This is a genomic window from Nocardioides sp. 31GB23, assembly GCF_040012395.1.
GTDB lineage: Bacteria > Actinomycetota > Actinomycetes > Propionibacteriales > Nocardioidaceae > Nocardioides > Nocardioides salarius.
This window is the reverse complement of the sequence record NZ_JBDYKJ010000024.1, coordinates 17,432-31,343: the sequence shown is the minus strand read 5'-3', so window position 1 is coordinate 31,343 and position 13,912 is coordinate 17,432. Positions and strand designations below refer to the sequence as shown.

At 73.0% G+C, this 13,912-nt stretch carries 13 protein-coding genes; 9 read left to right on the top strand and 4 right to left on the bottom strand.

What is annotated here, in order from left to right:
- The first annotated feature begins 198 nt into the window (after positions 1 to 198).
- Entirely contained in the window at positions 199 to 780 is a 582-nt protein-coding gene (locus tag ABKW28_RS09710; protein ID WP_348608783.1) for a hypothetical protein, read from the top strand.
- A 261-nt stretch (positions 781 to 1,041) separates the two neighbouring features.
- Entirely contained in the window at positions 1,042 to 1,422 is a 381-nt protein-coding gene (locus ABKW28_RS09705) for a hypothetical protein (protein ID WP_193666971.1), read from the top strand.
- Between the two features lie 159 nt (positions 1,423 to 1,581).
- Here ABKW28_RS09705 and ABKW28_RS09700 read toward each other — a convergent pair whose 3' ends face one another.
- Positions 1,582 to 2,766 (bottom strand): WD40 repeat domain-containing protein, encoded by a 1,185-nt coding sequence (locus ABKW28_RS09700; protein WP_348608780.1) that lies wholly within the window; start codon positions 2,764 to 2,766, stop codon positions 1,582 to 1,584.
- The gene (locus ABKW28_RS09695) at positions 2,763 to 3,353 is read right to left on the bottom strand and encodes a SigE family RNA polymerase sigma factor (RefSeq protein WP_348608777.1); all 591 of its coding nucleotides are present in this window, start codon (positions 3,351 to 3,353) and stop codon (positions 2,763 to 2,765) included. Before ABKW28_RS09695 ends, ABKW28_RS09700 begins: the two co-directional genes overlap by 4 nt.
- A 138-nt stretch (positions 3,354 to 3,491) precedes the next feature.
- Between ABKW28_RS09695 and ABKW28_RS09690 the strand changes: the two genes are divergently transcribed.
- Both ABKW28_RS09690 and ABKW28_RS09685 read left to right on the top strand, forming a co-directional pair.
- Positions 3,492 to 4,604, top strand: coding sequence for an S-(hydroxymethyl)mycothiol dehydrogenase (locus ABKW28_RS09690; protein ID WP_204797252.1), 1,113 nt, complete (start codon positions 3,492 to 3,494; stop codon positions 4,602 to 4,604).
- Positions 4,604 to 5,218 (top strand): MBL fold metallo-hydrolase, encoded by a 615-nt coding sequence (locus tag ABKW28_RS09685; RefSeq protein ID WP_193666975.1) that lies wholly within the window; start codon positions 4,604 to 4,606, stop codon positions 5,216 to 5,218. The genes ABKW28_RS09690 and ABKW28_RS09685 overlap by 1 nt, the downstream gene beginning before the upstream one ends.
- A 100-nt stretch (positions 5,219 to 5,318) precedes the next feature.
- Here the strand turns inward: ABKW28_RS09685 and ABKW28_RS09680 are convergent, their stop codons facing one another.
- Complete coding sequence (locus ABKW28_RS09680; protein ID WP_348608774.1) at positions 5,319 to 6,488, bottom strand: class I SAM-dependent methyltransferase; 1,170 nt, start codon at positions 6,486 to 6,488, stop codon at positions 5,319 to 5,321.
- Positions 6,489 to 6,685: 197 nt separating this feature from the next.
- On the opposite strand from ABKW28_RS09680, the gene groES reads away from it, so the two are divergent.
- Both groES and groL read left to right on the top strand, forming a co-directional pair.
- The gene (gene groES / locus ABKW28_RS09675) at positions 6,686 to 6,982 is read left to right on the top strand and encodes a co-chaperone GroES (RefSeq protein ID WP_179614115.1); all 297 of its coding nucleotides are present in this window, start codon (positions 6,686 to 6,688) and stop codon (positions 6,980 to 6,982) included.
- A gap of 102 nt (positions 6,983 to 7,084) precedes the next feature.
- The gene (gene groL, locus ABKW28_RS09670; RefSeq protein WP_193666977.1) at positions 7,085 to 8,707 is read left to right on the top strand and encodes a chaperonin GroEL; all 1,623 of its coding nucleotides are present in this window, start codon (positions 7,085 to 7,087) and stop codon (positions 8,705 to 8,707) included.
- Between the two features lie 172 nt (positions 8,708 to 8,879).
- On the opposite strand, the gene ABKW28_RS09665 is transcribed toward groL, so the two are convergent.
- Positions 8,880 to 10,367, bottom strand: coding sequence for a hypothetical protein (locus ABKW28_RS09665; protein ID WP_348608771.1), 1,488 nt, complete (start codon positions 10,365 to 10,367; stop codon positions 8,880 to 8,882).
- Between the two features lie 120 nt (positions 10,368 to 10,487).
- Here ABKW28_RS09665 and ABKW28_RS09660 point away from each other — a divergent pair, with 120 nt between their 5' ends.
- Genes ABKW28_RS09660 through ABKW28_RS09650 form a run of 3 tightly spaced genes read left to right on the top strand, consistent with a single transcriptional unit; the run spans position 10,488 to position 13,899 of the window.
- Entirely contained in the window at positions 10,488 to 11,411 is a 924-nt protein-coding gene (locus tag ABKW28_RS09660) for a GNAT family N-acetyltransferase (protein ID WP_193666979.1), read from the top strand.
- Positions 11,412 to 11,467: 56 nt separating this feature from the next.
- Positions 11,468 to 12,970 carry an IMP dehydrogenase gene (guaB, locus tag ABKW28_RS09655; RefSeq protein WP_348608769.1) on the top strand — a complete coding sequence of 501 codons (1,503 nt, stop codon included), beginning with the start codon at positions 11,468 to 11,470 and terminating at the stop codon, positions 12,968 to 12,970.
- A 20-nt stretch (positions 12,971 to 12,990) separates the two neighbouring features.
- Positions 12,991 to 13,899, top strand: a complete 909-nt coding sequence (locus tag ABKW28_RS09650; protein ID WP_193666981.1) for a cation diffusion facilitator family transporter — start codon at positions 12,991 to 12,993, stop codon at positions 13,897 to 13,899.
- Positions 13,900 to 13,912 lie beyond the last annotated feature (13 nt).

Sequence of the window (13,912 nt, the reverse complement as noted above, 5' to 3'; positions counted from 1 at the left end):
GCACACCTGTTGTGCCCCGGCGTGCTCAGGGTAAAACCTGAGCTGTGGCGGCATGTCCGCCCCGGCGCGTCCGGCACGACGGGCCTCCTGCCGCACGAGCAGCGTCGGCGAGGTGTCAACGGCGCTCGCTCCGGGTAGCAGGGATGCGAGGAGCCGCCCGTTGCCCGCCCGAGTCTCGGAGACCATGTGAAGACGCACGTGATCGTCGCCCCCCTGCTGTGCTCGGTGCTCGCGGTAGGTAGCTGCAGTGCGGGCGGCGAGGCCCCCGTCGCCGACGACGCCACGTCCCCGGCAGCGTCGCCGGGGTCGAGAGCTCCGGCGGAGGTCGACGACTCGTCCCTGGCCGCGTCCGAGGCGACGGGTGCTCGCCTGAGGTTCCCGTCGGCGCAGCTGCGGCTGCCCGACCAGACGTGGACGGCCAAGTCGGCGGCGAAGGGCTCGGGAGGGGGCTACGCGCCCGGCCTCTCGGGCAAGCTGTTCATCAACGAGGTGCCCACCATCACCAACTACCCCGACCTCGACGAGCTGTTGGACCTCTCGTTGGCAGACGCCAACCGCGACGAGTCCTTCGCTGTGCGGCTGGGGCCGGAGCGTGATCTCGACGGGGTGTCCGTCGCGGTCCTCGAGGGCAGCGGTGGGCGCGAGCACATGGTCCGCCTCGAGACTGGGGTGCTCGAGCCGCAGCCGGCGTACCTGACGCTGGAGATCCGCACCTCCGGGTCCGCCGCGCTGCACCGTGAGCGCGTCGACGCCGTGGTCGCCTCGTGGCAGTGGCGCTGACGCGCGGGACGCGAGGAACCACCCGGCCGGAACACCAGAATCGGAGACCACGTGAAGAAGCATCATCTCTCCCCGCTCCTGCTGTGCACGGCACTCCTCGTGGCCGGGTGCTCCGGGGATGACGACGGGTCGGCTGCCGGTGGTGCGACACCTCCGACGGCGCCCTCGACCTCGAGCACGCCGACGGAGCCCGAGTCGTCGGCTCCGGCGGCGCCTCCGGCGACCGGCGCCAGGCTCACCCTGCCCTCAGCAGCTGTGCGGGTGCCTGACGACGACTGGGTCACTGAGGCGGCCGACACCGGGGCAGGAGGCGCCTACCTGCTGGACGGCACCGGTGGGCTGACGCTGCTGGAGGTCCCGACGCTGACCGACGACCCGGACCTCGACCTGCTGGTCGAGCTGACCCTGGACAACGCGAAGGCCGACAACCCCTTCCCGATGCGGTTGGGGGAGGCTCGCGAGGTCGACGGGGTGGAGATGCCGCTGATCGAGGGCAAGGGCGGGGGCAAGCACGTGACGATCCTGAAGTCGGTCGTCCTCGACCCGGCCGCCACGATCCACTTCGAGCTGCGGACCACGGGCCCGGCGTCCCTGCACCGCCAGCGGCTGGAGTCGATGCTCGCGACCTGGCGATGGCGCTGACGAGGTGCAGGTGAAGCATCGGGGCGGCACCCGTGCTTCGTCCTCGAGACGCTGGTCCTGCAGCCTGAATTGCTGGCGGTGGGGGTCGAGATCCGCACCCAGCGCGTCGAGTCGGTGCTGGCCTCGTTCCGCTGGCGCTGATCCGCAGTCCCGGTCCTGTCACCGGGACATCCGGAACTCCGCCTCGATCTCGGGGTTCCCGCCCTGGACCGGCCCCTCGACCGTGGTGGGCTCGCCGCCGTCCAGGGGCACCTCGAGCAGTGACCACTGGTTGTCCTGCAGGCCAGCGGCCGAGACCAGCAGCGCGTCGGGGGAGGCCCAGCCGGTCCGACTGACCACGTGGCCGTCGTCGGGCTCGTAGGCCAGCACCGTCTCCAGCGACAGGTCGAGGACCCGGACGTCGCCCAGCATGTTGTTCTCGGCGAAGGCGGCCTCGACATAGCGACCGTCCGGGGAGAACGACAGCCCCCACACGTCGCACGACCGGGCCGTGGTGGTCGCGGCAGCGACGTCGTACAGGCCGACGCAGCCGTACTGGGTGAACTCGTCGGCCGGCTGCTCGGAGAAGGACCACAGGCTGCCGTCGGGGCTCACGTCGTCGACGCGCACCGCCATGTCGATGTCGAAGGGCTCGACGCCGTCTCGGCTGACCACGTGCAGTGTGGTGTTCCCGTCACCGGTCAGCACCTCGCACCCCCCGGCGGCGCAACCGCTTCCAAGGACGGCGTCGACCGAACGGTAGGCGTCGCGCTCGGCCGGCGGGGTGGCCAGCACGGTCGGCTCGCGGGTGCCCGACTCCAGCACCCGCACGCCACCGTCGGCGCCCACCCACGCCGCCGTGTCGCTGGTCGCGCCGACGACGATGTGGTTGATCTCGGCGGGGTACGACGCCTGCACCTCTCCGTCGGCGCCCAGCACGAGGATCTCCCTCCCGCCGTTGGGGACCGCCACGACCCTTCCGTCGCCGAGCAGAGCGTAGTCGATCACCTGCTCGTCGGGCAGGTCGAGCTCGGTCGTGGTCCCGTCGGGCCGGGTCAGGGTGCTGCCCCGCAGCACCGAGGAGGCCGGGGCCGAGGTCGTCTCGACCGCCTCGGTGGCCGACCGGGACGGGCCGGCGGGGTCGGGGGCGTCGGTGCGGTCGATCGTGCCGCCCAGCAGCAGGACCGAGGGCACCGCGACGGCGACAGCCGCTGCCGCGGCGCCGGCCGCCAGGGCGTGGCGGCGGCGTCGGATGCCGCGGGCGCGGCCCTGCACGTCGGAGAGCGTGAAGGGCGTGTCGTGCAGGCCGGAGACCTCGCGCTCCAGTGCGGCCCCGATCTCGGTGCCCTGGCTGTTCTCGTTCATCGTTCCTCCTCCCGGGGGTGCAGGTGTGCCGGTGTGCGTTCGCGGAGCAGGGCCATCGCCCGGCTCGACTGGGACTTCACGGTGCCCTTCGAGACCCCGAGGGTCTCGGCGGTCTCCGCCTCGCTGAGCTGCTCGTAGTAGCGCAGCACCACGACCGCGCGGGCCTTGGGCGGCAGCGAGCGAACGACGTCCCACAGGGCGGCGGAGCCCCCGTCGTCGTAGGTGTCGTGGTGGGCGGCCGTCTCGGGGAGCCGCTCGGTGGCCTGCTCACGTCGGTGCCAGGGCCGCCGCCAGGCCGACGTCGTCTCGTTGACGAGGATCCGGCGCACGTAGGCGTCGACGGCGCCGCGGTCGCGGACCTTGTCCCACGACAGGTAGAGCTTGGCCAGCGCGGTCTGCAGCACGTCCTCGGCCTGGTGCCGGTCGCCGCAGACCAGGTAGGCCGTGCGCAGCAGCGCCGCCTGGCGCGCGGCGAGGTACTCGGTGAACTCGGCGTCGCGCCGCTCGCTCCTGCCGCGGACCGGCGTGCGGTCGGTCTCCACGGCGCTCACCTCCTCGGCCTGCCGGGCCGGTGCTCGTGCCTGCATCGTCTCCTCCTCGGTCCCACACCCACCAGACGCAGCACCGGTGCGGAAGGTTGGAACCGCCTCCCCGGGGGTGCCCTCGCCCTCCTGGATGGGGTTGCATGGTCCGGTAGCCATCCGGACCGATCGAGGAGATCGCACATGCAGCAGGTGAAGGCCGTCGTCGCGCGCGCCAAGGGCGCACCCGTCGAGGTGACCACGATCAACGTCCCGGACCCCGGCCCGGGGGAGGCAGTGGTGCAGGTGCAGACGTGCGGTGTGTGCCACACCGACCTGCACTACCGCGAGGGCGGGATCAACGACGAGTTCCCGTTCCTGCTGGGCCACGAGGCCGCGGGGGTCGTGGAGTCGGTCGGTGAGGGTGTCACCAGCGTGGCGCCCGGCGACTTCGTGGTGCTCAACTGGCGGGCGGTGTGCGGTGACTGCCGCGCCTGCAACCGCGGCGAGCCGCAGTACTGCTTCAACACCCACAACGCGACCCAGAAGATGACGCTGGCCGAGGGTGACGACGCCGGCACCGAGCTGTCGCCGGCGCTGGGCATCGGCGCCTTCGCCGAGAAGACCCTCGTCGCCGCCGGCCAGTGCACCAAGGTCGACCCCGAGGCGCGTCCCGCCGCGGTCGGCCTGCTCGGCTGCGGCGTGATGGCCGGCATCGGTGCGTCCATCAACACCGGCCAGACCACGCGGGGCCGCTCGGCCGCCGTGATCGGCTGCGGCGGTGTCGGTGTCGCAGCGGTCGCCGGTGCCGCGCTGTCGGGCGCCAGCCCCGTCATCGCCGTCGACATCGACCCCAAGAAGCTCGAGAAGGCCCGCGAGCTCGGCGCCACCCACACGGTGGACTCCTCGCAGGTCGACCCGGTCGAGGAGATCAAGCGGATCTGCGCCGAGACCTACCCGGGCGCCGAGGGCGCCGACGTGGTGGTCGAGGCCGTGGGTCGCCCCGAGACCTGGAAGCAGGCGTTCTACGCCCGCGACCTGGCCGGCACCGTGGTGCTGGTCGGGGTGCCGACGCCGGACATGAAGGTGCCCGACCTGCCGCTCATCGACGTCTTCGGGCGCGGCGGGGCGCTGAAGTCGAGCTGGTACGGCGACTGCCTGCCCAGCCGCGACTTCCCGATGCTCGTCGACCTCTACACCTCCGGGCGCCTCGACCTCGACGCGTTCGTCACCGAGGAGATCGGCATCGACGACGTGGAGGCCGCGTTCGACAAGATGCACCACGGCGACGTGCTGCGATCGGTGGTGGTGCTCTGATGACCGCCCGCGTGGACCACGCCGTCGTCTCGGGGACCTTCTCGCTCGACGGGGAGACCCACGAGGTCGACAACAACGTCTGGGTGGTCGGCGACGACACCGAGTGCGTCGTCATCGACGCGCCGCACGACGTCGACGCGATCATGGAGCTGGTCGGTGACCGGGCGGTGCGCGCCATCCTGCTCACCCACGCCCACGACGACCACTGCCGCGTCGCCCCCGAGCTGCGCGAGCGGGTCGTGGCACCGATCATGCTGCACCCCGACGAGCGGCCGCTGTGGGAGCTCACCCACACCGACCACCTCTGGGACGTCGACCTCGGCGACGGGTTCGAGATCCTCGTCGGCGGCACCCGCCTGCAGGCCATCCACACCCCCGGCCACGCCCCGGGAGCGGTCTGCTTCCACGCGCCCTCGCTGGGCGTCGTCTTCACCGGCGACACGCTCTTCCAGGGCGGCCCCGGTGCGACCGGACGCTCGTACAGCGACGAGGACGTCATCAAGACGTCGATCCGCGAGCGGCTCTTCGCGCTGCCCGAGGAGACCGTGGTGCACACCGGCCACGGCCCCGACACCACCATCGGTGCGGAGAAGGCGGCGCTCGGCACCTCCTGACCCATGGCGCTCGGGCAGTCCCTGACGTTCCACACACCTCGACGGCGTGTCGCGGTGAGGAACGTCAGGGACTGTCCGCGTCCTGGGGGCGCGGGTGGGGTCAGAGGGGGCGGACCAGCAGGGCGGTGCCGGCCCCGGCCACCCGGGTCAGCACGATCGTGGCCTCGGCGTCGCCGGAGAGGGCCAGGCGCTTGCGCAGCTCCTCGGGCACCACGTCGACGCCGCGCTTCTTGATGGTCAGCCGGCCCACGCCACGCTCGCGCAGGGCGGCGCGCAGCGCCTTCTCGCGGTAGGGCAGTTCCTCGAGCACCTCGTAGCCGCGGGCGAACGGGGTGGGGGTGGCCGTGTCGTCCGCGTCGGTGGTGACGTAGGCGATGTGCTCGTCGACCAGCCCGCCGTCGCACGCCGCGGCCACGGCGGTCACCAGGCCGGCCCGGATCACCGCCCCGTCGGGCTCGTAGAGGAAGCGGCCCACCGGTCGTACGCCGGCGCCCGGGTCGTCCTCGTCGGTGAGGGTGGCCAGCCCGCCGTCGCCGATGACGGTGGCGCGACGGCGGGTCGTGGCCAGGCGGCCCGACCACAGGGCGGCCTCCTTGACCTCGCCGTGGTCGCTGACCCACTCGGCCTCGACGCCCTCGGGCACCAGGTCGTGGGGGATGCCCGGCGCGACCTTGACGCAGGAGTCGCGGGCCAGCAGGGACTCGACGAACGACCACGGGGGAGTCCAGTCGTCGACGTCGAAGCTGCGACCGCGCGCCGAGCGGCGCGCGGGGTCGGCGTACGCGACGTCGAAGGGGGAGGTGTCGATCGTGGTCGCGTCGACGACGCTGACGACGCCGTCGAGGTCGAGCGCCGCGAGGTTGGCGCCGGCGACAGCGACCCGCACCGGGTCGAGGTCGACCCCGACGCTGACGATGCCGGTCTCGGCCGCGGCGAGCAGGTCGCCGCCGATGCCGCAGCCGAGGTCGACCAGGCTCAGGGCGTCGAAGGCCCGCAGCCGCGCCGCGCGGTGGCGGGCGACGGCCAGGCGGGTGGCCTGCTCGAGCCCGTCGGGGGTGAAGTAGAGCCGCGCGGCCAGGTCGCCGAACTTGGCGACCGCCCGACGCCGCAGCCCGGCCTGGGTCAGCGCGGCGGCCGCGTGCTCGGCGTCGGCGTGGCGGCGCAGGGCCGTCTGGGCGCGCAGCGGGTCGCCCGGGTCGAGCTCCTCGGCGCGGGCCAGGAGCGCCTGGCCGTCGTCGGTGAGCAGCCACCGGAAGGCGTCGAGGTCCATCGGGCGATCCTGTCACCGCCCTCCCGCTCTGGCACTCCTCGAGGGGGAGTGCTAGTTTTTGGACTGGCACTCTCCCCGTGAGTGTGCCAGCGCTCACCAGGTCGGCGCGACCCCCGCGACGGCGTGCCAGGGCCTGCGAGCACCCCTTTACGTTTTCCACCAGCCAACGTGTGCAAGAAAGTGGAGGTCGATCCAACGTGTCGATCAACATCAAGCCCCTCGAGGACCGCATCGTCGTGAAGACGCTCGAGGCGGAGCAGACCACCGCCTCGGGTCTCGTCATCCCCGACACGGCCAAGGAGAAGCCCCAGGAGGGCGAGGTCGTGGCCGTGGGCCCGGGCCGCTTCAACGAGGACGGCGACGAGCGCGTCCCGATGGACATCTCCGTGGGCGACAAGGTCATCTACAGCAAGTACGGCGGCACCGAGGTCAAGTACGGCGGCGAGGAGCTGCTGATCCTCTCGGCGCGCGACGTCCTCGCGATCGTCAACTGATCCACCGGCCCGGGCGTCATGCCGACCGGTCGCCCTGCGACCCGCGTCGCATGGCGCCCGGGCCCGTTTCATCTCCCACACCACTGACCTAGGAGCATCCACATGCCCAAGATCCTGGAGTTCGACGAGAACGCCCGCCGCGCGCTCGAGCGCGGCGTCGACGCCCTCGCCAACGCCGTCAAGGTGACCCTCGGCCCCAAGGGCCGCTACGTCGTCCTCGACAAGAAGTGGGGCGCCCCCACGATTACCAACGACGGCGTGACCGTCGCGCGGGAGATCGAGCTGGACGACCCCTTCGAGAACCTCGGTGCCCAGCTCACCAAGGAGGTCGCCACCAAGACCAACGACATCGCCGGCGACGGCACCACCACCGCGACGGTGCTGGCCCAGGCGATGGTCCACGAGGGCCTGCGCGCCGTGGCCGCGGGTGCGAACCCGATGGGTCTCAAGCGCGGCATGGACGCGGCGGCCAAGGCCGTCGGCGACGCGCTGCTCGAGGCGGCCCGCGAGGTCGACTCGGTGGAGGACATGGCCTCGGTGGCCACCATCTCCAGCCGCGACAAGGTCATCGGCGACCTGCTCTCGCAGGCCTTCGACAAGGTCGGCAAGGACGGTGTCATCACCGTCGAGGAGTCCAGCTCGATGGGCACCGAGCTCGACTTCACCGAGGGCATGCAGTTCGACAAGGGCTACCTGTCGCAGTACTTCGTGACCGACCCGGAGCGCATGGAGGCCGTCCTCGACGACCCCTACATCCTCCTGCACCAGGGCAAGATCTCGGCGATCGCCGACCTGCTGCCGCTGCTGGAGAAGGTCATCGCCGCCGGCAAGCCGCTCTTCATCCTCGCCGAGGACGTCGAGGGCGAGGCGCTCTCGACCCTGGTGGTCAACAAGATCCGCGGCACGTTCAACGCCGTCGCGGTCAAGAGCCCGGCCTTCGGTGACCGCCGCAAGGCGATGATGCAGGACATCGCGACCCTGACCGGCGGTCAGGTCATCGCCCCCGAGGTCGGCCTCAAGCTCGACCAGGTCGGTCTCGAGGTGCTGGGCCAGGCCCGTCGCGTCGTGATCACCAAGGACAACACGACCATCGTCGACGGTGCCGGCGACGCCACCGCCGTCGAGGGCCGCGTCAACCAGATCAAGGCCGAGATCGAGAACACCGACTCCGACTGGGACCGCGAGAAGCTCCAGGAGCGCCTCGCCAAGCTCGCCGGCGGTGTCTGCGTGATCAAGGTCGGCGCCGCCACCGAGGTGGAGCTGAAGGAGAAGAAGCACCGCATCGAGGACGCCGTCTCCGCGACGCGCGCCGCGATCGAGGAGGGCATCGTCCCCGGTGGTGGCTCCGCGCTGATCCACGCCGTCTCGGTGCTCGAGAAGGACCTCGGCCTCGAGGGCGACGAGGCGGTCGGCGTGCGCATCGTGCGCAAGTCGGCCGACGAGCCGCTGCGCTGGATCGCCGAGAACGGTGGCGTCAACGGCTACGTCGTGACCACCAAGGTCCGCGAGATGGGCGTCGGCAACGGCTACAACGCCGCCACCGAGGAGTACGGCGACCTGGTCGCCCAGGGCGTCCTGGACCCGGTCAAGGTCACCCGCTCCGCGCTGGTCAACGCCACCTCGATCGCCGGCATGCTGCTGACGACCGAGACGCTGATCGTCGACAAGCCCGAGGACGAGGACGAGTCCGCCGCCGGCGGCCACGGCCACGGCCACGGTCACTGATCAGGCACTGATCACGCACTGATCCACCCCGCGGCGCAGCACGCGCCGCACCGCACGACGGCCCGTCCGGGGAGACCCGGGCGGGCCGTCGTCGTCCCGGTGACCGCCCAGGACGTCATACGGGCAGGACGTCCGCTCGTGCCAGACGTATGACGTCCCGCGGCGCCGGGGCTCAGCCGTGGCAGCGGGGCTGCGGCGCGGGCCGCTCGGCGTCGCGGCGCAGGTAGACCCGGTGGTCCCCGCAGGCACCGCCCACCTCGACGTAGTGCTCCTCGAGGACCTCGCGCAGCGCGGCACCCGCCTCCGGCGTCCAGGCGCCGAGGTGGACCCACTCGACGAACCACGTCGGTCGCCGCGGTGAGGCCAGCAGCTCCTGCAGTCGCTCCAGCTCGGGGTCGAGGGTGCGCATCGGCAGGCTCCACAGGTAGGGGTAGGGCGAGTCCATCCCGCTGCTCAGCTGCAGGTCGGCGCGCCCGCCGAAGACGGTGAGGGTGTCGCCCGGTTCGGCGGCCGCGGCCAGGGCCGCGCCGGTGTCGGCCTCGTCGAGCTCCTGCAGGTCGAGCAGCTGCACCGCACCCCACACCACCAGCGAGACCGCGCTCGAGACCGCCGTCGCGGCGACCACCGCCCGCATCGCCGCGCCGCGCTTCGAGCGTCGCCGCACCAGCAGGGCCGCGGCCAGCGCCGTCGAGGGCACCAGCACCAGCAGGTAGTCGCGCCAGTAGGAGCCGCTGGCCACCAGCGCCGCGGTGTCGGCGCCCAGCATCGCCAGCACCGCCCAGGTCACGGGTGCGTCGCGGCCGACCTCGTCGCGCACGTGCACCAGCAGGCCGCCGATGACCGCGACCATCCCGGCACCGGCCGCCACGACCACCAGCAGCGCGGCCCGCTCGGTGGGTGCCGAGGCAGGTTGCGCGGCCAGCACCGCCGAGGCGTCGCCGCGGAAGGCCCACACGGCGTACCCCAGCGCCTCGAGCCGTACGCCGGCAGCCACCGCCCAGCCGAGCGTGGCCAGCACCGGCACCGCCGCCCCCACGAGCGCCGCGCCGGCGAGGGCCGCGCCCCGGCGCAGCGTCACCTCGCGCCCGAGCGCCGCGACCAGGAGCAGCACCCCGCCGAAGACCAGTCCACCCACGAGGCTCTGCTTGAGACCCAGCGCGGTCGCCGACACCGTGCCGGCGGCACCGGCCAGCAGCAGCGCGCGCCGACCCTCGGCCCGCCGCAGCGCCAGCAGCGCGAGCAGGCAGCCGCCCATCACCAGCGGCAGGCCCAGCAGCTCGCCCTTGGTGGCGACCACGTCGATGAGCGGGGTCACGCACAGCGCCGCCACCAGCACCGCGGTCCACCGTGCCGCCGACGGCCCGGCCACCAGCCGGGCGGTCACCGCGGCCAGCAGCACCAGCGCCGTCACGGCCGCCGCCCCCAGCACCCGCACCGTGAGCGGCCCGGCGAGCCAGTCCGCGGCGCCGTAGGTGGCCACCAGCGACGGCGGCCGGTCGACGAAGTAGGGCCCGTAGACGCTGTCGGCGCTCGGCGCCCACGCGCGTGCCACGAGCGTGAAGCCCGCCTCGTCGGGGCGCACCGGCCGGAACAGCCCGACCAGCCGCAGCCCACCCGCCACCAGGGCGACCAGCAGCACGAAGCGGCGCTCCCGGCCCATCGCCCACCTCCGCTCGACGGCTCGTCACCGCACGACCCACGACCGAAACGTCGCCGCAACGTCGGTGGGCCAACGTAGTCCACAGCCCGCCGTCGGAGCGGGCCCACGGAGGAGGAACCCATGCTGTGGAAGGTGCGGGCCAGCTCGCCGGACCGCCCGGGAGGTCTCGCCGCGCTCGCGCAGCGCTGCGCCGAGGCGGGCGCCGACATCCGGGCCATGCAGGTCTTCCCCGGCGTCGACGAGGTCACCGACGAGGTGGTCGTCGACGTGCCGGGCGACTGGGGCGAGGCCGACGTGGCGGTGCTGGTGGAGTCCGCCGGCTGGCGGCACGTCTTCTCCACCCCGTGCACCGGCGCGGCGCTGACCGACCAGCCCACCCGCTACGTCGAGGCCGCCCGGCAGGTGCTGGCCTCGCCCGAGAGCTTCCCCGAGGTGGTGGCCGCGCTCTTCGACACCGAGCCCGACCAGGGCCCGGGGGGCGACCTGCTGGAGATGACGGTCGGCGACGTGCTCGTGCAGGTACGCCGCGCCACCCCCTTCACCGACACCGAGCGGGCGCGCGGCGTCGCCGTCGCCGAGCTGGTGACCGACGTGCTGCGGCGCGGACGGCCCGACCCGGCGATGGCCGCCCCGGTCGCAGGTCGCCGCCTCGGCGACGGTGCGCGGCCGTCGTACGTCGTGGAGGGCCGGGTGGTCTCGGCGGTGGTCGCCGACGTGGTCGTGGGCCGCGCGAGCCTCGGGCTGCCCGGCGAGCCGGCGAGCCAGGAGCTCGAGGACGGCTGCCTGCCGCTGGTGCTGCGGGTCGACCCGGCCTGGCGACGCCGCGGCGTGGGGACGCGGCTGCTGGTCGCCGCGTCGCGCCTGGCGCTGAGCCTCGGCGCCCGCGAGGTCGCGCTGAGCACCACCGCCGACAACCGCGCGGTGCTGCCGCTGGTGCTGGCGGCCGGCATGCACGGACGCATCCGGCTGGCCTCCGACCAGCTGACCGTGCGGGTGCCGGTGCAGGGCCTGCGGCCGCTGGAGGTCGGCTCGGCACCGGTGTGACGCGAGACGCGCCCTCCGCCAGCGCCGGGCACCGCCGTCGCCCGTACGATGAACGGGTGGAGATCCCGGAGAAGTTCGCCGCCCTCGGCCTCACCTACGACGACGTGCTGCTGCTGCCCGGTCACTCCGACCTGGCGCCGGCCGACATCGACACGACCTCGCGCCTGACCCGCGAGATCTCGCTGAAGGTGCCGCTGGTCAGCGCAGCGATGGACACCGTGACCGAGTCGCGGATGGCGATCGCGATGGCCCGCGAGGGCGGGATGGGCGTGCTGCACCGCAACCTCTCGATCGAGGACCAGGCCTACCAGGTCGACCTGGTCAAGCGGACCCAGACGGGCATCATCTCCAACCCCGTGGTCATCGGCCCCGACGCGACCCTCGAGGAGCTCGACCGCCTCTGCGGCGAGTACCGCGTCTCGGGCCTCCCGGTCGTCGACGCCGACCAGTGCCTGCTGGGCATCATCACCAACCGCGACCTGCGCTTCACCCCGGTCGCGGAGTGGTCGACGCTCAAGGTCGAGGAGGTGATGACCCCGATGCCGCTGATCACCGGCCCGGTCGGCATCTCCCGCGACGAGGCCACCGCCCTGCTGCGCAAGCACAAGCGCGAGCGGCTGCCGCTGGTCGACGACCAGGGCCGCCTGGCCGGCCTGATCACCGTCAAGGACTTCGTCAAGAGCGAGCAGTTCCCCCACGCGTCGTACGACGCCCACGGCCGGCTGCTCGTCGGTGCCGCGATCGGCTACTTCGGCGACGCCTGGCAGCGCGCCACCACCCTGGTCGAGGCGGGCGTCGACGTGCTGGTCGCCGACACCGCCCACGGCAACGTGCGGCTGCTGCTCGACATGGTCGCCCGGCTCAAGAGCGACCCGGCCACCCGCCACGTGCAGGTCATCGGCGGCAACGTCGCGACCCGCGAGGGCGCCCAGGCCTTCGTCGACGCCGGCGCCGACGCGGTCAAGGTCGGGGTGGGCCCCGGCTCGATCTGCACCACCCGCGTCGTCACCGGCGTGGGCGTGCCCCAGGTCAGCGCGGTCTACGAGGCGTCGCTGGCCACCCGGCCGGCCGGCGTGCCGCTGATCGCCGACGGCGGCATGAAGTACTCCGGCGAGATCGCGAAGGCGATCGTCGCGGGCGCCGACGCGGTGATGCTCGGCTCGCTGCTGGCCGGCTGCGAGGAGTCGCCGGGCGAGCTGGTCTTCGTCAACGGCAAGCAGTACAAGTCCTACCGGGGCATGGGCTCGCTCGGCGCGATGTCGAGCCGCGGCAAGAAGTCCTACTCCAAGGACCGCTACTTCCAGGCCGAGGTCACCAGCGACGACCAGATCGTGCCCGAGGGCATCGAGGGTCAGGTCGCCTACCGCGGCCCGCTCTCCGCGGTCTCCCACCAGCTCACCGGCGGGCTGACCCAGTCGATGTTCTACGTCGGCGCGCGCACCGTGCCCGAGCTGCAGGAGAAGGGCCGGTTCGTGCGGATCACCTCGGCCTCGCTCAACGAGAGCCACCCGCACGGCGTGCAGATGACCGTCGAGGCGCCCAACTACACCGGGCGCTGATCGCGGGGGAGGAGTCGGGCATGGGAGCCGGGCACGACCACGGGGCGGGGGCGAACCGCGCCCGGCTGGGCACCGCCCTGGCGCTGACCGGCGTGGTCGTCGTCGCCCAGGCGGTCGGTGCGGTCGTCACCGGCAGCCTGGCGCTGCTGGTCGACACCGCCCACATGCTCACCGACACCGTCGGGCTGGGCATGGCCCTGGTGGCCAGCGTGCTGATGACCCGGCCGGCCACCGACCGGCACACCTGGGGGCTGCGGCGCGCCGAGGTGATCGCCGCCCTGGCCCAGGCCACGCTGCTGCTGGCGGTGGGCGGCTTCGCGCTCGTCGAGGGCGTACGCCGCCTGGTCACCCCCGCCGACGTGCCGTCGACGTCGCTGCTGGTCTTCGGCGTGGTCGGCCTGGTGGCCAACCTCGTCGCGCTGGCGGTGCTGACCGGGGGCCGCCGCTCGAACCTCAACATGCGCGCGGCCTACCTCGAGGTCGCCAACGACGCGCTGGGCTCGGTGGCGGTGATCGTGAGCGCGGTGCTGATCGCCGCGTTCGGGTGGGTGCGCGCCGACAGCGTCGCGGGCCTGCTGATCGCGCTGCTGATCCTGCCGCGCACCCTGCTGCTGCTGCGCGACAGCACCCGGGTGCTGCTCGAGTCGGTGCCGCCGGGGCTCGACCTGGCCGACGTGCGCCGCCACATCCTCGAGGTGCGCCACGTCGTCGACGTGCACGACCTGCACGTCACCCGGGTCTCCTCCGACCTCCCGGTGCTGACCGCCCACGTGACCATGCAGCGGGCCTGCTTCGAGTCGGGACACTCGGGCGAGGTGCTGCGCGAGCTGCAGGAGTGCGTGGCCGAGCACTTCGACGTCGCCATCGAGCACTCCACCTTCCAGATCGAGCCCGAGGGCCACGCCGGCACCGAGCACGCCCACCACTGAGCCGGCGGCGCGG